The following is an 18,580-nucleotide window of genomic DNA, read 5'->3' as shown; positions in this document are numbered from 1 at the left end:
GTGGACGGCGTGTCCCCGAGCTTCCCGACGTTCGTCGCCGACCTCCCGATCACGCGCGCCGCGCTGGACTTCGCGGCCGAGCACCACGCCGGCCAGCGCCGCGACACCGACGGGGCGCCGTTCATCCTGCACCCGTTGGAGGTGGCGCAGCTGCTGCGCGGTCGTGACTACCCCGACGAGGTGGTCGCCGCCGGGGTCCTGCACGACGTGATCGAGGACACCGACGTCGGCGGGGACGAGCTGCGCGAGCGCTTCGGCGCCAGGGTCGCCGAGTTGGTGGAGTCGGTCTCCGAGCCCGACGGTGAGGGCACCTACGCGGAGCGCAAGGCACGCCTGCGCGATCGGGTCGCCTGCGCGTCGGCCGACGCCGCCGCGGTCTTCGCGGCCGACAAGGTCGCCAAGGCCCGCGAGTTCCGCCTGGGGCTGGTCCGCGACGGCGGCCACGGCGCGATCGACACCGACAAGCTCGACCACTACTGGGCCTGCCTGACGCTGCTCGAGGAGCGGCTGGGTCAGGTACCGCTGGTGCGCCAACTGCGCTTCGAGCTGGAGGCCCTGGCGCTGCTGCCGCCCGCTTTCACAGGATCTTGACGGCGATCCGGCCGGCGTTCGCTTCCCTTGGTGACGCGCGGTCGAGCTTGACCCTCTCGCCGCCGACAAGAACCCCGTCGGTGCAACCTTCTCCTCCACCACGGGCTTCGAGGGCGCGTCGCGGCGGGCGGGACATCCGCCGCGGCGCACCGCCCTCGCTCCGAAGCGCCACCCACGACGGCCGCGCCGCCCACACGGGCAGGCCGGCCACCATGAAGGCCGCGATCGTCGGGGCCACGGGCACATGCGGATCGTGCGGCTGCGGCCGGGGCTGATCTTCCAGCGCGACGCGGCCGCGGAGATCCCGACGCCGGCGGACGCTTCCGCCGGCACGCGATCCGGACCGGCGTCGGCGCCCGCACGGGCGTCTGAGGCCATCGACTACGGCTTGAACACCACCTTGAACCTGCCGTCGTCCTTCTTCTGGAACATCTCGTACCTTGATCGGCCCGTACTGGGCCTGCGGCACGCGCAGGTACTCGGCCTGACCGCCCGCGACCTGCCCGTACAACTTGGTGTAGCCGAACAGCGACGCCCATCCCCTGGTCGCGGCTCTGGGTGGTCTCGCACTGCGTCTGCAGGCCCAGGTCGCACATGTGGCAGCGGCCGCGGGAGATGTTGAAGGGGATGACGACGCGGTCGCCCGGGGCGATGTGCTTCACCTCGGGGGACGCGGACGATCGCGTCGGTCGGCGGCTGGAGCTTGGGGTCGTCGACGGCGTCGACGCGCACGTCGCGCCTGCCGTGCCTCGCCGAGGCCGCGCTGCGGATGATGGAGATCGACATGCGCGCCGAGATCCGCGACGCGCGGGCCGCGATCTGAAGTGCTAGTGGTCGGTCGCGGGCTGGTCCCGCGGCCCAGGCCGCCCGAAGCGCGGCGGGATGACCGACCCGTCGGGCGCGCGAGGCCGCCAGGCCTCGGCGGGCGCCGAGCGGAGGATGCGCGCGTACCGGCGCACCAGCTCGGACTGCGGGTCGTTGCGCGGGCGCGAGCCCGGGATGAAGCGCTGCTCGTCCTTCGGAGCCAACTGCCAGTCCTCCCCGATCCGGAATCCCCGGTGAACGTCGCCGACCTTAACGCCCTATGTCCGTTCGGCCCGCATGCGCGGTCCGGGAGCTGACTGCGACAGGTTTCAGAAGTTGCGACTGGGTTGCCTGTCAACCGGGGTAAGGGGTGGCGCATGACGTCCCGTCGCCGATGCGCGGTCGTGGCTGTGCTGAGTGCGGCGCTCGGTGGTTGCGCCAACGGGAAGATCTCCGACCAGGACACCGCGCGCGGGACCGTCGAGACGTTCCTCGCGCAGTGCGCCGCCGGGCGCGGGACGCGCGTGATCGAGACGCTCAACCCGTCGGCGCGCACGACGCTGATCGACGCCGGCGGCGCGCCGCGCGGATGCTCGACGGTGCTCGGGGCGTCCCCGGAGGCGTGGACCGCGAGCGCGCTGCGCGCCGCGCGCGTGCGCCTCACCGCGTTCGACGGGTCCACCGCGCGCTTCGTGGTCCGGCCCGCGAGCGGCGGCACGCTCCCGGCGCGGGTGGCGGTGACCCAGGTCTCCAACGGGTGGCAGATCGAGGGGCCCTCGTGAGCCTCGTCGCGGCCTCCGACACCCGCTCGCTCTACGACTCGCTGGCGGCGATCTACCTCTGGGTCGCGGGCATCGTCTTCGCGATCGTCGCGCTGATCATCCTGTACATCTCGGTGCGCTACCGCTCCGGGCGCGACCCGGAGCGCGCGCCCGGCGAGAGGGTCGACGCCGAGCGCACCGAGGGGATCTACGCCGTCGGCCTGGCGGTCGTCGCCGCCGTCCTGCTCACGCTGACGTTCCACAGCCTCAGCTCGGTCAACGGCCTCACGCCCGCCGCCGCGCGCGACCCGCGGGCCCTGCGCGTGGACGTCATCGGCGCGCAGTGGCTGTGGCGCTTCCGCTATCCGCCCACCCGCCCCGGCGAGCCGACCGTCGAGCAGGTCGCGCCCGAGGGCACGCCGACGCAGCTCGTCGTGCCGGTGGGGCGGCCGGTCCTGTTCACCGGCCGCTCCCAGGACGTGCTGCACGACTTCTGGCTGCCCGACCTGAAGTTCCAGCGCCAGGTCTGGCCCGACCACACCGAGCGCTGGGCGCTCACGTTCCCGAAGACCGGCTGGTTCACCGGCGTCTGCGCCTGGTTCTGCGGGCTCTACCACCAGAACATGCACTTCGTGGCGCACGTCGTGCCGGTGGCGCAGTTCGACCGCTGGCTGGCACGGCGGCGGGCGGAGGCGCGGTCGTGAGCGCCACGCTGCCCGCGCCCGCGCCGCTGGTCGACTCGCTGATCTCGGTCGACCACAAGTCGATCGCGCGGCGGCTGCTGGCGTTCTCGCTGCTCTTCTTCCTCGGCGGCGGCGTGATGGCGCTGCTGATGCGCACCGAGCTGGCCGAGCCGGGCCTGCAGGTCGTCTCGACCGAGACCTACAACGCGCTGTTCACCATGCACGGCTCGACGATGATCTACCTGGTCATCACGCCGCTGGCGCTGGCCCTCGGGCTCTACATGGTGCCCTTGCAGGTCGGGGCCAAGAGCGTCGCGTGGCCGCGCGTCGCGCTCGCCGGCCTGTGGCTGTTCGTGCTCGGCGGGATCATCATGCAGTCGGGGTGGCTGACGGTCGGCGGACCCGGCCGCGCGACATGGATCGGCGTCGCGCCGCTGTCGGAGCTGCAGCGCACGCCGGGCAGCGGCCAGGACTTCTGGATCGTCGGCGTGCTGCTGGCGACGCTCGGCGAGTGGCTGATCGGGATGTGCGTGCTGACGACCGCGCTGCGGCGCCGCGCGCCCGGGATGACGCTGATGCGGATGCCGCCGTTCACGTGGACGATGATCGGCACCACGTTGATGATGATCTTCGCGTTCCCCGTGCTGATCGTGTTGATGGCGTTGCTGTTCTACGACCGGCGCCACTGCTGCCTCTTCGACGGCGCGCAGGGACCGCTGACCTACCAGGAGCTGTTCTGGTTCTACGGCCACCCGGTCGTCTACGTGATGTTCTTCCCGTTCGTCGGGGCGGTCGCCGAGGTCTTCAGCGCGTTCAGCGGCCGGCGGCTGTTCGGCTACACGTTCTTCGTGGCCTCGACCGCGCTGCTGTTCGCCGCGCTGTCGTCGAGCGTGTGGGGCCACCACATGTTCACCAGCGGCCGGGTCAACACCAAGTACTTCGCGTTGACCAGCCACGGGATCATCCTCGCCGCCGGGCTGGAGTACTTCGACCTGATCGGGACGCTGTGGCGCGGCAGGCTGCGGATGAACGTCGCGCTGCTGTTCGGGATCGTGTTCCTGCTGCAGTTCCTGATCGGCGGCCTGAGCGGGATCTGGGTGGCGTCGCCGACGCTCGACTTCAACGCCAACAACTCCTACGTGGTCGTCGGGCACTTCCACTACACGTTGTTCGCCGGATCGGTCTTCGGCGCGTTCGCGGGGATCTTCTACTGGTTCCCCAAGTGGACCGGGGCGTTCCTGCGCGAGGGGCTGGGCAAGCTTCAGCTGGCGATCATGTTCGTGGGCACCAACATGACGTTCGCGCCGATGTTCCCGCTGGGCGAGCGCGGGATGACGCGCCGCATCGCCAACTACAGCGACCACGGCTGGGAGACGCTCAACACGATCGCGACGATCGGCTCCTACCTGATCGCGCTGGGCGTGCTGGTCTTCCTGATCAACCTGTACGTGTCGCTCAGGCGCCGGCGCGTCGCCGGCCCCGACCCGTGGGAGGGCCCGAGTCTGGAGTGGGCGACGACCTCGCCGCCGCCGCCCCACAACTTCGACGTGCTGCCGCCGGTCCGGAGCTTCGCGCCGATGATGGACGCCCGGGAGGCGGCGTCGTGAGGCGCGGGTGGATCGTCCTGGCGGGGTGGGGCGCGCTGATCGTCGCCTCCGCCGCCGTGCAGGTGATCTTCTCGCCGCGCGCGGTCGAGCTCGCGATGCTGGGCGGATCGGGCGCGATCGTGATCGCGGCCGGGCTCGCGGCGCTGATCTCCGAGCGGCGGCGCCGTCCGCGCGGCATGCGCGAGCGGGAGGTGCTGCGCTGGACGTCGGCCTCGACGGTCGCGCTGGCCGTCGGGATCTCGCTGTTCGTGCTCGGCTGGGAGGTCGGCGCGTGGTGCCTGGGCATCGGCGCGGGCCTGGCCGCCGTCGGGCTGTTCGGCGTCGTGCGCGAGGTCCGGGCGGAGCGGTCATGAGCGTCGCGGGCCTGCTTCCGGCGGCGGTCCTGGGCATGGCGTACGCCTACGGCGTGGCGACCGCGGGCCGCCCGTGGCCGTGGTGGCGGACCGCGTCGGCGATGGGCGCGGTCGCGCTGCTGGCCGTCGCGCTCGGGCCGCTGGACGGCGCCGCCGACCGCCACCTCGCCGACCACATGGCCCAGCACGCGGTCGTCGGCGCGTTGGCTCCGGCGCTGCTGGCGCTCTCGGCGCCGGTGCGCCTCGCGCTCGCCGCGCCCTCCCGCCGCCGCCGACGCGCGATCGCCTCCGTGCTGCACGCGCGGGCGGCGCGGCTGCTGCTGCGCCCCGAGGTCGCGGTGCCGCTGGCCGGGGCGACGGTCGCGCTGCTGCACCTGCCCGGCGTCATGGACGCCGTCGAGCGCGACCCGACGCTGCACGCGCTCGACCACGCGGCGCTGTTCTGGACGGCGACGCTGGCGTGGGCCACGCTGCTGGGGGCCGACCCGGTGCCCGCCGCGCCCGGCCCGGTCGGCGTGCTGGTCGCGGCCGCCGCCTGGATGGTGCCGATGGCGCTGGTCGGCGCGGTGTACGCCAACGCCGACCACCTGCTCGTCGGGGCCTACGCGGCGGTGGGCGACACGGTCGCCGACCAGCGCGACGCGGGCACGATCATGATCCTCGGCGGCCCGCTGCTGCTCGCCCCGTTCGCGCTGGGCGCGGCGGCCCGCGGCCTGTGGCTGGAGGAGGACCGCCAGCGGCGACGCGAGCGCGCGGAGGGCCTGCGATGACCGCGCGCCGCCGCCTCCTGCGCCGCGCGCTCTTCGCCCTCGGCCTCGCCTGCCTGGGGCTGGGCACGGTCGCGATGACCGTCACGCCGCCCGCCTCGCGCGCCCAGCCCTCGGCGGCCTCCGCGACCTCCGCGGACGTCGCGCGCGGACGCGACCTGTTCGTCAGCGGCTGCTCGGCCTGCCACGGCATGGACGCGGGCGGGATCTCGCAACGCGGGCCGAACCTGCGCGGCGTCGGCGCGCTGGCCGCGGACTTCTACCTGCGCACCGGCCGCATGCCGCTGGCCCACCCCGGCGACGAGCCGGTCCGCGCCCACTCGGTCTACTCGCGCGCCGACCAGGCCGCCTTGGTGGCCTACATCGCGACCTTCGGCGGGCCGCCGATCCCGACCGTCGACCCGCGCGCGGGCTCGGTCGCCGAGGGCCAGGCGCTGTTCACCGACAACTGCGCGGGCTGCCACCAGGTCGCGGGCCGGGGCGGCATCGTCACGCCGAACGTCATCGCGCCGTCGCTGGCGCGCGACACCAAGCCGATCGACGTCGCCGAGGCCGTGCGGATCGGCCCCTACGTCATGCCGGTCTTCTCGCACCGGCAGCTCACGGCGGCGCAGGTCGACGACCTGGCCCGCTACGTCCAGCACATCCAGGCCCTGCCCAACGACGGCGGCTGGGGCATCGGCAACATCGGCCCGATCCCCGAGGGCCTCGTGCTCTGGGGCCTGGGCATCGGCGTGCTCGTGGTGACCGCGCGGATCGTGGGGGAGAGGACGGAGTAGATGAAGAACCTGCTCGCCGGGCTGCTCGCGCTGTGGGCGATGTGGCGGCGCCTGATCCGCCGCCACGACGAGCCGGCGCGCACGCCGCCGCCGGAGGTCGACCCGCGCGAGCGCGAGGTCCTGGAGAACCGGCGCGCCGAAGGCCTCGCCGCGGGCGGCCTGCTGGCGTCGGCCGGCTTCGCGGTCGCGTTCATCGTGCTGTACGTCGTCTACCCCAACACGCCGCTGCTGGGCGCGACCGCCGGGTTGTCGTTGGTGTCGCTGGCCGTCGCGCTGATGTTCGCCAGCCTGCGCGTCGTGCCGCAGGTCACCGCGGTCGAGGACCGCGGCGTGCTCGACCACGGCCCGGAGGCCCACGAGGAGGTCGCCGAGCAGCTGCGCGAGGGCACCGAGGGCATCTCGCGGCGCGGGCTGCTGGTCGGCGCCGCGGGCGTGTGCGGCGGCTGCGTCGGCGTCGCCGCGCTCGTCCCGGCCGCCTCGCTGGGGCCGCGCATCGGCGGTCGGCTGGCCGCCGGCCCGTGGCGCGCCGGACGCCTGCTCGTCGACGAGGACGACCGTCCGATCACCGCCGACCGGCTCGTGGTCGGCGGCTTCCTGACCGCGTTCCCCGAGGGCGCCGACAAGAGCGACCTCGCCGCGCCGGTCGTCGTCGTGCGCGTCGACGAGAGCGAGATGCACCCCAGCCCGAGCCGGGCCGACTGGTCGCCGCGGGGCTACTCCGCCTACTCGAAGATCTGCACGCACGCCGGCTGCGCGGTGTCGCTGTTCCGCACGCCGCTGAGCCCGACCACGACCACCGTCGCCCCGGCGCTGGTCTGCCCCTGCCACTACTCGACCTTCGACGTCACGCGCGGCGCCGAGGTCACGTTCGGGCCCGCCGGACGCCCGCTGCCGCAGCTGCCGCTGAGCATCGACGACGCCGGCCGCCTGCGCGCCGCCGGCCCGCTCTCGGACAAGCCCGGCCCGGCGTGGTGGGGCGAGGGAGGACCGAGGGCGTGAGCGCCCTGCGGCCGCCGCGCACCCGCCCCGACGAGGACCCGCTGGCGCGGCCGGTCCGGTTCGTCGATGAGCGCCTCGGCGCGGCGGCGATCACCAAGAAGGCGTTGTCCTACGTCTTCCCCGACCACTGGTCGTTCCTGCTGGGCGAGATCGCCCTGTACTCCTTCGTGATGCTGATCGCGACCGGCACCTACCTGGCCGTGTTCTTCGTGCCCAGCTCGGGGGAGACGATCTACCACGGCAGCTACGTGCCGCTGCAGGGCGCGGCGGGCAGCGAGGCCTACATGTCGGCGGTGCGGATCTCGTTCGACGTGCCCGCCGGGCTGCTCATCCGCCAGGCCCACCACTGGGCGGCCAACGTCTTCATCGCCGCGATCATCATCCACTTGATGCGGGTCTTCTGGACCGGCGCGTTCCGCAAGCCGCGGGAGCTGAACTGGCTGATCGGCGTGACGATGCTGATGCTCGCGATCCTCGAGGGCTTCGCGGGGTACTCGCTGCCCGACGACCTGCTGTCGGGCATGGGCCTGGCGATCGCCTACGGCGTCGCGCTGAGCCTGCCGCTGATCGGCGGCCAGCTCTCCACGCTGCTCTTCGACGGGCGCTATCCGGGCGGCGAGGACTTCTGGCCGCGCCTGTTCATCGCCCACGTCTTCATCTTCCCGATGATCATCGGGGCGCTGATCGCCGTCCACCTGGCGATCATCATGCGCCAGCACCACGCCCAGTTCCCCGCGCCCGGGCGCAAGGAGCGCAACGTCGTCGGCACGCCGATGTGGCCCGGCTACGCGCTGCGCTCGCTGGGCTGGTTCGCGATGGTCGCGGGCGTGATCATGCTGCTCGGCGGCCTCGTCCAGATCAACCCCATCTTCCAATGGGGCCCGTACGAGACCTGGCGCTCGACCAACGGCGCCCAGCCCGACTGGTACTTGGGGTGGTTGATCGGCGGCCTGCGGCTGATGCCTCCGTGGGAGGTGCGCTTCGGCGGCCAGACGTGGATCCCCAACCCGTTCTTCGGCGGCGCGCTGTTCCCGTTGGTGTGCTTCGTGACGCTCTACGTCTGGCCGTGGTTCGAGCAGCGGTTCCTGACCCGGGACTTCCGCCGCCACGACCTGCTGGACCGCCCGCGCGACAACCCGCTGCGCACCGCGATCGGCGCCGGGTTCTTCGGCTGGGTGTTCACGATCTTCGTCGCCGGGTCGGCCGACCGGATCCTCGTCTCGGCGGGCATCTCCTACGTCGGGCAGGTCTGGTTCTTCCGCGCCTTCGCGCTGATCGCCCCGTTCGTGATCGCGCGGATCACCTACAACATCTGTCGCGAGCTGCGCGACACCGGCCGCCACCCGCTGCGCCGGTCATCCGCCTGACCCCGGTCGGCGCGCCGCGGCGCGCCGCGATCAGCGGGCGCCGGTGACGCGCCGCTGGACGCGGTGGTAGCGGTCGTGCACGAGCACCTCGCCGGCACCGCCGCGGGCGCGGAGCTCCGCGCGGGCCGCGCGCAGGGCGGCCGTCGCCTCGAGGTGCTCCGACAGCGGGGTCGCGTTGTGGTCCTCGTCGACGACGAGCCAGCCGCCGCGGGATGCCGCCAGGACGTGCAGCGTGGGCGATCGGGAGGTCACGCTCCCGAAGGTAGACGCCGCGCCCGCCCGCGTCCACCGTCGCGTCGGATGGCAACCGGACGTTCACGACTCGGCCAGCGCGGCGACGCCGTCGCGCGCCCCGTCGCCGGACTCGAAGAAGTCCCAGGCCTCGACCAGGTTGCCCTCCGGATCCTCGAAGTAGAGCGACCGGTCGCCGCCGTCGTGCTCGACCGGCCCCTTGAACGCGACGCCCAGCGCGTCCAGCCGCCGGCCGATCTCCGCCAGCGCGCCGCGCGTCGTCGAGTAGGCGTGGTGGACGTGATGGCCGCCCTCGTCGCCGAACTCCTTCTCGCCCGGCGACCACAGCCCCAGGCGGGTGGTCGGGCCGCAGGCCAGCCAGATCCGGTCGTCGTCGCGGCTGAGCTCCTCGAACCCCAGGACGCGCCGGTAGAAGTCCGCCAGCGCGGCGGGGTCGGAGGTCTGCAGGGTCAGCTCGCACAGGCCGCGGGTCAGACGGGACATGGTCTGTGCGTACCCGGGTAGAGCGACCGGCATGGACGACGACCGCAAGCACAAGGGGCCGCCGCGCGACCAGGACTCGCACGAGCCGCTCGGGCCGATCACCCCGGACCCCGGACGTCCGCTGGGCGACACCGCGGAGGCCCACGACGAGATCACGCCGGAGGACCTGCCGCCCGACCATCCCGGGCGCAAGGAGGCCGAGCGCCTCGCCGAGGAGGGCGACGGGACGACGCGCGGCAACCGGTAGCGGGCCGCGGCCCGCCTGGGCGCCGGTCGTCCTCCGCTCGACGTCCGCCCGCGTCAGTGCGCGAGGCGGTCGCCGGGCCTGCGGCCGCCGCTGCTGGGCGCGCGGTTGCCGGGACGGCCCTCGCCGGAGCCGTCGTCCTCGACGACGGTGTGGCTCGGACGCCGTGGCTCCTCGCGCCGCGCACGGCGCTCGTTGAGGGCCTGCGTGATGCCGCCGATGCCGCCCAGCACGAAGAACAGGACGATCGCGACGACGATGATCACGAACAAGAGGAAGAGGGAGATTCCGCCGGCCATGACCTCGGGGTAACCGGCCTGGCGCGACCGCAACCCTCTGCTGGGATGCCACGTCCGCGTGCCGGGAAGGACCACCGGCATGGCGAGAGACACGACCACCGGCGAGCGACGGTTCGCCCGCGGCGAGGGCAAGGGCGGCGGCGAGGGCGGCGCGGCCGCACGCGGGCGGGCGCGGCGCGCGCCCGACGACCCCACGGACCTGTCGGGCTCCTCCTGGGTCGCCGTGCTGAAGCGCACGCTGAAGGAGTTCAAGAACGACAACGTGACCGACTGGGCCGCGGCGCTGACCTACTACGGCGTGCTGGCGATCTTCCCGGCGATCATCGCGCTGGTGTCGATCATCGGCCTGGTCGGCCCGTCGGCGACCCAGCCGATCCTCGACAACCTCGCGGCGCTGACGCCCGGTCCGGCCAACGACATCCTGTCGGGCGCGGTCAAGCAGGTCGCGGGCTCGCGGGGCGGCGCGTCGGTGGCCTTCGTCCTCGGGATCGCGGTCGCGATCTGGAGCGCGTCGGGCTACGTCGGCGCGTTCGCGCGCGCGTCCAACGCGATCTACGAGGTGCCCGAGGGGCGGCCGTTCTGGAAACTGCGCCCGATGCAGGTGGTCGTGACGGTCATCATGGTGCTGTTGCTCGCCGTCTCGGCGCTGGCCGTCGTCGTGACCGGGCCGGTGGCCCGGCAGCTGGGCGACGTCGTCGGCGCGGGCTCGACCGCGGTGACGGTCTGGGACATCGTCAAGTGGCCGGTGCTGGCGCTCGTCGTCACCATGATGTTCTCGGTGCTGTACTTCGCGGCGCCGAACGTCAAGCAGCCGGGCTTCAAGTGGATCACGCCCGGCGGCGTGATCGCGCTCGTCGTGCTGCTGGTGGCCTCGGGGCTGTTCGCGTTGTACGTGGCGAACTTCAGCTCCTACAACAAGACCTACGGCACGCTGGCCGGCGTGATCGCGTTCCTGGTGTGGTTGTGGATCGCCAACATCGCGGTCCTGCTCGGCGCGGAGGTCAACGCCGAGCTGGAGCGCGGCCGGCAGCTGGCGGCCGGGGAGGACGCGATCCCGGAGATGAACGTCGAGCTGCGCGACGACCGCAAGGTCAAGCCCGACGACCTGCGCTAGGTGTTCTGCTTGCGGACCTCTAGTGTCGGCGGGTGCTCGTCGCCGCGGTGGCGGTCCAGCGGCTCGCCGCAGACGCGGCAGGTGAAGGACGAGACGGGGTCGGCGAAGTGGTCGCCGTGCGGGAAGCGCTGGGTGCAGGAGTCGGCGTCCTCCAGATGGGCGTAGGCCCACTCCTGGATCGACATGAGCACCGGCGAGAGCGCGCGGCCCTTGGCGGTCAGGTGGTAGCCGGCGCGCGGCGGCCTCTCGCTGTAGGTGCGCCGCTCGAGGATCCCGGCGTCGACCAGGCGGCGTAGGCGCGTCGTCAGGATGTCGCGCGGCGCGCCGGTCGCGCGCTGGATGTCGCTGAAGCGGTGGTTGCCCCAGAACTGCTCGCGCACGATCAGCAGCGACCAGCGCTCGCCGATGAGGTCGAGCGCGTCGGCGATCGCGCAGGCGCGGGGGAGCGCGGGGGCGGGGGTCGGCTCGGCGGCGGCCATGTCGTGGGAGCCTAGCGCCGAGTGGGTTGGGTTTTCCAACTCCGTGCGCTAGGGTCCGCCGTCCTGACCACCAGTTGGATCTTCAAACCCTAGGAGAAGAGCGATGCGCGAAGCCGTGATCGTGGACGCCGTCCGCACCCCGATCGGCCGGGGCAAGGCGGGCAAGGGCGCGCTGCACCCGATCCATCCCGTCGACCTGCTGGCCCACGCGCTGCGCGAGCTGGTCGCGCGGACCGGCGTCGATCCCGAGCGGATCGACGACGTCATCGGCGGCTGCGTCGACCAGGTCGCCGAGCAGGCGATGAACACCACGCGCTACGCCGTGCTGGCCGCGGGGCTGCCGGAGTCGGTGCCCGCGACGACCGTCGACCGCCAGTGCGGGTCCTCCCAGCAGGCCGTGCACTTCGCCGCCCAGGGCGTGATCGCCGGGGCCTACGACGTGGCGATCGCCTGCGGCGTGGAGTCGATGAGCCGCGTGCCGATGTGGTCCAACGTGCCCGAGGGCGCCGACCCGTTCGGCCCGGGCGTCGCGGCGCGCTACCCGGAGGGCCTGGTGCCGCAGGGCATCAGCGCCGAGCTGATCGCCTCGCGGTGGGAGCTGCCGCGCTCCGACCTGGACCGCTTCTCGCTGGAGTCCCACCAGCGCGCGGCGCGGGCGACCGAGTGGGGCGCGTTCGCCGACGAGATCGTGCCGATCGACGGGTTGGAGACCGACGAGTCGATCCGGCCGTCGACCACGTTGGAGGCCTTGGCCGCCCTGAAGCCCGCGTTCGAGGACCCGGCGCTGCGGGAGCGCTTCCCGCGGATCGACTGGCGCGTGACCGCCGGCAACTCGTCGCCGACCAACGACGGCAGCGCGGCGGTGCTCATCATGGAGGCGTCGGTCGCCAAGGCGATGGGGTTGACCGTCAAGGCCAAGCTGAAGTCCTTCGCGGTGGTGGGCGACGACCCGCTCTACATGTTGACGGGCGTGATCCCGGCGACGGCCAAGGTGTTGGAGAAGGCGTCGCTGAAGTTGGAGGACATCGACCTGTTCGAGGTCAACGAGGCGTTCGCGTCGGTCGTGCTGGCCTGGCAGCGCGAGACGGGCGCCGACCTGGACAAGGTGAACGTCAACGGCGGCGCGATCGCGCTCGGGCACCCGCTGGGCGCGTCCGGCGCGCGGATCACGGCGACGCTGATCAACGCGATGGCCCAGAAGGACGCGCGCTACGGCCTGCAGACGATGTGCGAGGCCGGCGGGCTGGCCAACGCGATGGTGTTGGAGGCGGTCTAGGTCGCGCCGGCGAGGGCGGCGCACGCGTCCCAGAGGCGCGTGCGCTCGCTCGCGCTCTCGCGGGTGCCGGGGAGCAGGTGCGTGCGCTGGGGCGCGCGGTCGAGCCAGAGGCGGCCGGTGGTGTCGAGGGGCTCGGGCGCGGCGCCGAGCCAGACGACGGTGTCGGCGCCGGCGGCGGGGTCGCGCAGCACGGGCTTCATGATGCGGTGGAAGCCGGGCAGCGAGGCGGCGAGCCCGGGCGTGTCGGCCCAGCCGGGGTGCATCGCGTGGACGACGGTGCGGGCCGGGTCCAGCCGCGCCGCCCACAGCTCGGTCAGGACGACCTCGGCGCGCTTGGTGTGGGCGTAGGCGCGGGTGCCGCTGAAGCGCTCCGGATCGGGCGACAGCAGCGTGGCGACGTCGAGCTTCTTGGCGTACATCCCGCCCGAGGTGACGGTGACGACGCGGCGGGTGCGCTCGTGGAACAGCGCGGTCAGCAGGAACGGCGCGAGGACGTTGACGGCCAGCGTCAGCTCGTGGCCCTCGGGCGTGATCGTGTAGGCGGGCGGCAGGACGCCCGCGTTGTGGACGAGGACCTCGATCGGGCCGTCGAGCGAGCGGGCGAGGGCCCAGGCGTCGGCCAGGGAGGACAGGTCGGCGCGGGCGACGACGTGCGCGCCCGCGTCGGGCAGCCCGGCGCGGACGCGCTCGCCGCGCTCGGCGTCGCGGACGACGAGCACGACGCGGGCGCCGAGCCGCGCGAAGCCGTGGGCGGCGGCGCGGCCGAGGCCGGAGGTCGCGCCGGTCACGACCGCGGTGGCGCCGTCCATGCGCGGCAGCGGGCGGAACGTCCGCGCGCGGAGGCGATAGCCGAGGTTCGTGTAGCCGAGCGGGCCCATCTGACAGGGAGTACGGCGCCGTCCAGCGCTCGGACGTCCCGGTTACAGGTTCCCGTCGGGGTCGCCGACCGACAGGAAGATGGTCCTTCGCCGCCTCCCCGCCGTCCTGCTCCTCGGCCTGCTCGCGCTCGTCGCCTGCGCGCCCGTCGCCTCCGCCCATCGTTGGCATGACGGCGGCGGCTACGTCGACGACGGGACCTACGACACCGACGGCGGCGGCTACTACGACGACGGCGCCTACGAGACCGACGGAGGCGGCTACTACGACGACGGCGACGCGCCGGTCGCGCCGCCGTCGACGACGCGGCCGCCCGCCACGACCGGTGGCGGCGACGGCCAGACCTCGCCGTACGGCGGCGACGGGCCGTGGCGGCCGAAGCCGACGCCGACCCCGGTGCTGCCGACGATCCCGGTGACCAAGACGGTCCCGGGCACGGTCGCCAAGCTGCGCACGGACGGCAGGGCGGCGATCCCGCGCGGCGCGCCGAAGCGCGTCCAGGCGCTGATCGCGGCCGCCAACAGGATCGTCGGCAAGCCCTACAAGTGGGGCGGCGGGCACGCCAAGCTGGCGGACGCCGGCTACGACTGCTCCGGCGCGGTCAGCTACGCGCTGATCGGCGCGGGGATGCTCGGCGCTCCGATGGTCAGCGGCACGCTCGCGCGCTGGTCGGCGGCCGGCTCGGGGAAGTGGCTGTCGATCTACGCCAACAAGGGCCACGTCTACCTCGAGGTCGCGGGCCTGCGGCTCGACACCTCGCCGGTCGGCGACCCCCGTGGCCGCGACGGCGTGCGCTGGCGCCCGCTGATCGGCCGACGCACGGGCTTCCACGCGCGGCACGTGCTCGGGCTCTAGGGGCGGGGCGAACGCGGGGACGGGCGCCGCCGCCAGGCGACGGCGCCCGCCGAAGATGCGTTCGGCTGCCTCAGCCCTTGACGGCGTTCTTGAACGCCGACGCGGCGCTGAACTTCGGCGCCTTGGACGCGGCGATCTCGATGGTCTCGCCGGTCTGCGGGTTGCGGCCCTGACGAGCGGAGCGCTCGGCGACGGTGAACTTGCCGAAGCCGGCGACCGCGACCTCATCGCCGGCCGCGACGCGAGCAGCGATGGTGTCGAAGACCGACTCGACCGCGCGCTTGGCGTCAGCGCCGCTCAGCTCGGTCTGCTCGGCGACGAGCGCCGTGAGGTCCGTCTTGGTGATGTTGGCCATTGGGCTTCTCCTGTCTTTGCACGGCGTAGTTGCCGGAAACGAGCGAACAGGCTCGCAGACGCGGAGGCGGAAATGCGTATCCCCGACCCCCCGAACAGCAGTTTCGGCCGGTCTTTGGGCTTGAAAACTCGCCGTCTGGGCCGGTGAGCGGACGGTTTCGGCCGAGATCGGACAGGAGCGGCCGTCAGGCTGCGACCGCGTGGATGGCGGTTCAGCGGGGCTCCAGACTGGCCAAGAACGACCAGAACGCGGTCTGATGGCGCGGCCGGTGTCGGTCCCGGAGGCGCACGGCGCGCAGCTCGCGGGCCAGGTCGAGGCCGCGGACGGGCAGCGCGTGCAGGGTTCCGGCGCGCACGTCGGCGGCGATCGCGAGGCGCGAGAGCAGGGCGAAGCCGCCGGTGCGCAGCGCGCGCTTGACCGACTCGGTCGAGGCGACCTCGAGCATCGGCGAGAGCGTCACCCCGGCCGCGGCCAGCGCCGCCGCGGCGACCGCGCGCGTGCCCGAGCCCTCCTCGCGCGCCAGCCACGGCTCGTCGTGCAGCTCGCGGGCGGCGACGCTGCGACGCGACTCCCAGCGGTGCCCGTGGGCGACGACCGCGACGATCTCGTCGCGCTGGACCGTCAGGACGTCCAGGCCGTCGAGCGGGTCACGGCCCTCGACGAACCCGATCGCCGCCCGCCGCTCGCGGACGGCCAGGAGGACGCCGGGCGAGTTGATGACGTCGATCCGCGGCCGGACCTCGGGGTCGCGTCCGCGGAAGGCGGCGATCCAGGCGGGCAGCAGGTACTCGCCGATCGTGTGGCTGGCGGCCAGGACGAGGCCGTCGGCGGTGCCGTCGCCGAGGCTCTCGTGCGCGGCCCGCAGCGCGGCGAGCGCCTCCTTGGCGGGTGGGTAGAGCCTCTGCGCGGACGCCGTCGGCCGGAGCCCGAGCCTGCCGCGGTCGAACAGCGTCGCGCCGGTGCGCCGCTCCAGCGACTGCACGCGCTTGGTGACCGCGCTGGGCGTGAGCCCGAGCGCGTCGGACGCGCCGTGGATCGTCCCGGCCTCGAAGGCGGCGACGAACGCGACGAGGTCGCCGGAGGAGAGGGGATGGGGCTCCATGTCATCGTCGATGGTGGCAGGTCGATGTTTCCGATGTGGAAACGCTGCGCGCGCGATCGGAATGGATCCTCGGGCGAAGAGAAGGCAAGGTGATGGATATGACCTTGTTGGATGCCATGCACGTCGCCGAGCCGGAGGCCGCCGCGGAAGCGGCGGGCGCGGAGGGGGCGGGCGCTGAGGCGTGCGGCGCCGTGGCGTCGGCCGCCGGGGCCGGTGTCGCCGCGGAGCGCGGCGCGTCCGCCGTCGCCCGCGTCGCGCCGCGGGCCGCCGAGCGGCGCGGCGTGCGCGCGCTGGCGGCGGAGGTCGCGCCGGCGTGGTTCGCGACGGTGATGGGGACCGGCGTCCTCGCGGTGGCCGCGGAGCTGCTGCCGGTGCGGGCGGGTGTGTTGGACGGGTTCGCGGTGGTGGCCTGGGTCGCGGCGGCGGTGCTGCTCGGCGCGCTGCTGGCGACGATCCCGGGCAACCGCGCGCGGTGGCGGGCGACGGCGGGCGAGCCGGCGTTGGGCGTGCCGCCGATGGCGCTGATGACCGTGGCGGCGGCGACCGCGCTGGCCGGGCGGCACGTGATCGGCGAGCACGCGGCGCTGATCGTGGCGCTGGCGCTGTGGTCGGCGGGCACGGCGGCGGCGCTGGTGGTCGCGGTGGCGGTCCCGGCGGCGATGGTCACGCGGCACCGGCCGGTGCTCGCCGACGCGTCGGGCGCGTGGGTGCTGCCGCTCGTGCCGCCGATGGTGTCGGCGACGACCGGCGCCGGGCTCGTCGCGCACGTGCCCGCGGGGCAGGCGCGGCTGGACCTCCTGCTGTTCCTGTACGCCTTGTTCGGGCTGAGCCTGCTGCCGACGCTGCTGACCGTCGGGGTCGTCTGGGCGCGCCTGCTCCTCCACGGGCCCGGCCCGGCCGAGCGCGCGCCGGCGCTGTGGGTGGTCCTCGGCCCGCTCGGGCAGTCGATCACGGCCGCGAGCCTGCTCGGCGCGGCCGCGGCGCACACGGTCGACGGCCCGGCGGCGCACGCGCTGCGCGCGTTCGGCTTGATGTACGGGGTGATCGTCTGGGGCTTCGCGGTCCTGTGGCTGGCGCTGGCGATCGTCCTCACCCGCCACCACGCGTCGCGCGACGGCGTGCCGTTCACGGCCGCGTGGTGGAGCTTCGTCTTCCCGGTCGGGACGCTCGTGACCGGCACGTCGGAGCTGGCGATCCGCACGGGCTCGGACGCGCTGCGGGGCGGGGCGGTGGTGTTGTTCATCGCGTTGCTGGGCGTGTGGGCGGTGACGGCCGCGCGGTCGGGCGGGGCGGTGGCAGGCCGTCTGGGTCTTCGCCGGGCATGAGCCAGGCCGACGCGCGGTCGCCCTGCTTCAGGAGCGCGGCGCGTTGGAGGGCGCGGGTGCCGAAGCGGTCGCGGATCGCGTCGGTGGCGGAGTCGAGCGCCATCGACGGGCCGCGGTCGAACGGCAGCTCGAGCTGGGTGCCGGTGGCGTCGGCGCGTTCGAGGTTCGTGAGCGTCAGGCCCAGGAGCGTGAGGCCGCGGCGGCGGATGACGTCGTCCTCGGCGGCCAGCAGCGACCTGAGCGCGTGCAGGACGGGCTCGGTCGCGGCGGTGGGGTGGGACAGGGTCTTGGAGCGCGTCGCGCGGGCGTAGTCGCCGAAGCGCAGGCGCAGGACGACGGTCCGGCCGACGCGCTCGGCCCGGCGTGCCCGGCGGCAGACGCGGTCGGCGAGACCCGCGGCGATGGCCTCCAACTCGGCGGGCGACCGCGCGCGGGACGGGCCCAGCGCGGACTGCGAGCCGATCGACCGGCGCCCGCGGCCCGAGCGCACGCGGCGCGGGTCGCGGTTGTGGGCGATCGCGTGGAGCCGGCGCCCGGCGCCCCGGCCGAGCAGGTCGACGGCGTCGACCTCGTCGAGCGCGGCGAGCTGCCCGACCGTGCGGATGCCCGCCGCGTGCAGCTTCGTCCGCGTCGCCGGCCCGACGCCCCACAGGGCCTCCACCGGCAGCGGATGCAGGAACGCCGCCTCGCGCCCGGCGGCGACGATCCGCAGCCCGTCGGGCTTGGCGGCGTTGGAGGCGACCTTGGCCAGGTGCTTGGTCGAGGCGACGCCGACCGACAGCGGCAGCCCGACCTCCGCGCGCACGCGCCGTCGGAGCCTGACCGCGATCTCCCCGGGCGTGCCGAGCCCGATCGTCTCCAGGCCGCGGACGTCCAGGAACGCCTCGTCGATCGAGATCGCCTCCACCGTGGGCGCCAGGTCGTGGAAGATCGCGAAGACGGCCTTCGACGCCTCGACGTAGGCCGAGAACCGGGGTGGGACGACGATCGCGTCGGGGCAGAGCCGGCGCGCCCTCGCGCCGCCCATCGCGGAGCGGACGCCGAAGCGGCGCGCCTCGTAGGAGGCCGCGAGGACCACGCCCGGGCCGACGATCACGGGCTTGCCGCGGAGCCCCGGATCGTCCCGCTGCTCGACGGACGCGAAGAACGCGTCGAGGTCGGCGTGGAGGATCGAGGCGCGGGGCATGGTGGCGTGCGAACACATGTTCG

General features: G+C 73.9%; 24 protein-coding genes and 1 pseudogene. 14 read left to right on the top strand and 11 right to left on the bottom strand.

From position 1 onward, the window contains the following. The first annotated feature begins 9 nt into the window (after positions 1–9). Positions 10–591, top strand: a complete 582-nt coding sequence (locus tag VFG42_RS04745) for an HD domain-containing protein (protein WP_324905789.1) — start codon at positions 10–12, stop codon at positions 589–591. Here VFG42_RS04745 and VFG42_RS04740 read toward each other — a convergent pair. From VFG42_RS04740 to VFG42_RS04735, 3 genes and pseudogenes are all read right to left on the bottom strand, one after another. Next, on the bottom strand, positions 578–829 hold the full coding sequence (locus tag VFG42_RS04740) for a hypothetical protein (protein WP_324905787.1): 252 nt from the start codon (positions 827–829) through the stop codon (positions 578–580). The genes VFG42_RS04745 and VFG42_RS04740 overlap by 14 nt on opposite strands. A 174-nt stretch (positions 830–1,003) precedes the next feature. Further along, positions 1,004–1,323 (bottom strand): annotated as a pseudogene (locus tag VFG42_RS27400) (alcohol dehydrogenase catalytic domain-containing protein); the annotation flags it as partial. Positions 1,324–1,418: 95 nt separating this feature from the next. Beyond that, entirely contained in the window at positions 1,419–1,619 is a 201-nt protein-coding gene (locus VFG42_RS04735) for a hypothetical protein (protein WP_324905785.1), read from the bottom strand. 180 nt (positions 1,620–1,799) lie between these two features. On the opposite strand from VFG42_RS04735, the gene VFG42_RS04730 reads away from it, so the two are divergent. The 8 genes from VFG42_RS04730 to VFG42_RS04695 are packed head-to-tail and all read left to right on the top strand — an operon-like array spanning position 1,800 to position 8,711. Further along, complete coding sequence (locus VFG42_RS04730) at positions 1,800–2,177, top strand: hypothetical protein (RefSeq protein WP_324905783.1); 378 nt, start codon at positions 1,800–1,802, stop codon at positions 2,175–2,177. Then, positions 2,174–2,860, top strand: a complete 687-nt coding sequence (locus tag VFG42_RS04725; protein ID WP_324905781.1) for a cytochrome c oxidase subunit II — start codon at positions 2,174–2,176, stop codon at positions 2,858–2,860. Before VFG42_RS04730 ends, VFG42_RS04725 begins: the two co-directional genes overlap by 4 nt. After that, a complete protein-coding gene (locus tag VFG42_RS04720; RefSeq protein WP_324905779.1) occupies positions 2,857–4,446 on the top strand; it encodes a cytochrome c oxidase subunit I in 1,590 nt (529 codons plus the stop codon). Before VFG42_RS04725 ends, VFG42_RS04720 begins: the two co-directional genes overlap by 4 nt. After that, entirely contained in the window at positions 4,443–4,799 is a 357-nt protein-coding gene (locus VFG42_RS04715; RefSeq protein WP_324905777.1) for a hypothetical protein, read from the top strand. The genes VFG42_RS04720 and VFG42_RS04715 overlap by 4 nt, the downstream gene beginning before the upstream one ends. Then, on the top strand, positions 4,796–5,569 hold the full coding sequence (locus VFG42_RS04710) for a cytochrome c oxidase assembly protein (RefSeq protein ID WP_324905775.1): 774 nt from the start codon (positions 4,796–4,798) through the stop codon (positions 5,567–5,569). Before VFG42_RS04715 ends, VFG42_RS04710 begins: the two co-directional genes overlap by 4 nt. Beyond that, positions 5,566–6,345, top strand: a complete 780-nt coding sequence (locus VFG42_RS04705) for a c-type cytochrome (RefSeq protein WP_324905773.1) — start codon at positions 5,566–5,568, stop codon at positions 6,343–6,345. The genes VFG42_RS04710 and VFG42_RS04705 overlap by 4 nt, the downstream gene beginning before the upstream one ends. Beyond that, positions 6,346–7,344: a ubiquinol-cytochrome c reductase iron-sulfur subunit gene (locus VFG42_RS04700; protein ID WP_324905771.1), complete on the top strand. Its 999-nt coding sequence runs from the start codon at positions 6,346–6,348 to the stop codon at positions 7,342–7,344. It abuts the gene before it with no gap. Next, entirely contained in the window at positions 7,341–8,711 is a 1,371-nt protein-coding gene (locus VFG42_RS04695) for a cytochrome b (protein ID WP_324905769.1), read from the top strand. The genes VFG42_RS04700 and VFG42_RS04695 overlap by 4 nt, the downstream gene beginning before the upstream one ends. Positions 8,712–8,741: 30 nt before the next feature. On the opposite strand, the gene VFG42_RS04690 is transcribed toward VFG42_RS04695, so the two are convergent. Together VFG42_RS04690 and VFG42_RS04685 are read right to left on the bottom strand one after the other, a co-directional pair. After that, positions 8,742–8,963 (bottom strand): DUF2188 domain-containing protein, encoded by a 222-nt coding sequence (locus VFG42_RS04690; RefSeq protein WP_324905767.1) that lies wholly within the window; start codon positions 8,961–8,963, stop codon positions 8,742–8,744. Positions 8,964–9,026: 63 nt separating this feature from the next. Next, positions 9,027–9,446, bottom strand: coding sequence for a VOC family protein (locus tag VFG42_RS04685; RefSeq protein ID WP_324905765.1), 420 nt, complete (start codon positions 9,444–9,446; stop codon positions 9,027–9,029). 31 nt (positions 9,447–9,477) lie between these two features. Here VFG42_RS04685 and VFG42_RS04680 point away from each other — a divergent pair, with 31 nt between their 5' ends. Next, complete coding sequence (locus VFG42_RS04680; RefSeq protein ID WP_324905764.1) at positions 9,478–9,693, top strand: hypothetical protein; 216 nt, start codon at positions 9,478–9,480, stop codon at positions 9,691–9,693. A 53-nt stretch (positions 9,694–9,746) separates the two neighbouring features. On the opposite strand, the gene VFG42_RS04675 is transcribed toward VFG42_RS04680, so the two are convergent. Then, a complete protein-coding gene (locus VFG42_RS04675) occupies positions 9,747–9,989 on the bottom strand; it encodes a hypothetical protein (protein ID WP_324905761.1) in 243 nt (80 codons plus the stop codon). Positions 9,990–10,068: 79 nt separating this feature from the next. On the opposite strand from VFG42_RS04675, the gene VFG42_RS04670 reads away from it, so the two are divergent. After that, positions 10,069–11,103, top strand: coding sequence for a YihY/virulence factor BrkB family protein (locus VFG42_RS04670; protein WP_324905759.1), 1,035 nt, complete (start codon positions 10,069–10,071; stop codon positions 11,101–11,103). Here VFG42_RS04670 and VFG42_RS04665 read toward each other — a convergent pair. Further along, positions 11,100–11,582 (bottom strand): helix-turn-helix domain-containing protein, encoded by a 483-nt coding sequence (locus VFG42_RS04665; protein WP_324905757.1) that lies wholly within the window; start codon positions 11,580–11,582, stop codon positions 11,100–11,102. The genes VFG42_RS04670 and VFG42_RS04665 overlap by 4 nt on opposite strands. 103 nt (positions 11,583–11,685) lie before the next feature. On the opposite strand from VFG42_RS04665, the gene VFG42_RS04660 reads away from it, so the two are divergent. Then, the gene (locus VFG42_RS04660) at positions 11,686–12,858 is read left to right on the top strand and encodes a thiolase family protein (RefSeq protein WP_324905756.1); all 1,173 of its coding nucleotides are present in this window, start codon (positions 11,686–11,688) and stop codon (positions 12,856–12,858) included. Here VFG42_RS04660 and VFG42_RS04655 read toward each other — a convergent pair. Then, positions 12,855–13,736 carry an SDR family NAD(P)-dependent oxidoreductase gene (locus tag VFG42_RS04655; protein ID WP_324905754.1) on the bottom strand — a complete coding sequence of 294 codons (882 nt, stop codon included), beginning with the start codon at positions 13,734–13,736 and terminating at the stop codon, positions 12,855–12,857. The two genes, VFG42_RS04660 and VFG42_RS04655, sit on opposite strands and share 4 nt — an antisense overlap. Positions 13,737–13,815: 79 nt before the next feature. On the opposite strand from VFG42_RS04655, the gene VFG42_RS04650 reads away from it, so the two are divergent. After that, entirely contained in the window at positions 13,816–14,589 is a 774-nt protein-coding gene (locus tag VFG42_RS04650; protein WP_324905752.1) for a hypothetical protein, read from the top strand. A 70-nt stretch (positions 14,590–14,659) separates the two neighbouring features. Here VFG42_RS04650 and VFG42_RS04645 read toward each other — a convergent pair whose 3' ends face one another. Together VFG42_RS04645 and VFG42_RS04640 are read right to left on the bottom strand one after the other, a co-directional pair. Further along, the gene (locus VFG42_RS04645) at positions 14,660–14,944 is read right to left on the bottom strand and encodes an HU family DNA-binding protein (protein WP_349260386.1); all 285 of its coding nucleotides are present in this window, start codon (positions 14,942–14,944) and stop codon (positions 14,660–14,662) included. Positions 14,945–15,155: 211 nt separating this feature from the next. Then, a complete protein-coding gene (locus VFG42_RS04640; protein ID WP_324905750.1) occupies positions 15,156–16,046 on the bottom strand; it encodes a LysR family transcriptional regulator in 891 nt (296 codons plus the stop codon). 98 nt (positions 16,047–16,144) lie between these two features. Between VFG42_RS04640 and VFG42_RS04635 the strand changes: the two genes are divergently transcribed. Further along, positions 16,145–17,371, top strand: a complete 1,227-nt coding sequence (locus VFG42_RS04635) for a C4-dicarboxylate ABC transporter (RefSeq protein ID WP_324905748.1) — start codon at positions 16,145–16,147, stop codon at positions 17,369–17,371. Here VFG42_RS04635 and dinB read toward each other — a convergent pair. Continuing rightward, the gene (dinB, locus tag VFG42_RS04630) at positions 17,286–18,557 is read right to left on the bottom strand and encodes a DNA polymerase IV (RefSeq protein ID WP_324905746.1); all 1,272 of its coding nucleotides are present in this window, start codon (positions 18,555–18,557) and stop codon (positions 17,286–17,288) included. The two genes, VFG42_RS04635 and dinB, sit on opposite strands and share 86 nt — an antisense overlap. Positions 18,558–18,580 lie beyond the last annotated feature (23 nt).

Origin of the sequence: Baekduia sp. (assembly GCF_035685985.1) — a bacterium.
Taxonomy (GTDB): Bacteria; Actinomycetota; Thermoleophilia; order Solirubrobacterales; family Solirubrobacteraceae; genus Baekduia.
The sequence above is the reverse complement of the archived record's forward strand: the minus strand, read 5'-3'. Positions and strand labels throughout refer to the sequence as shown.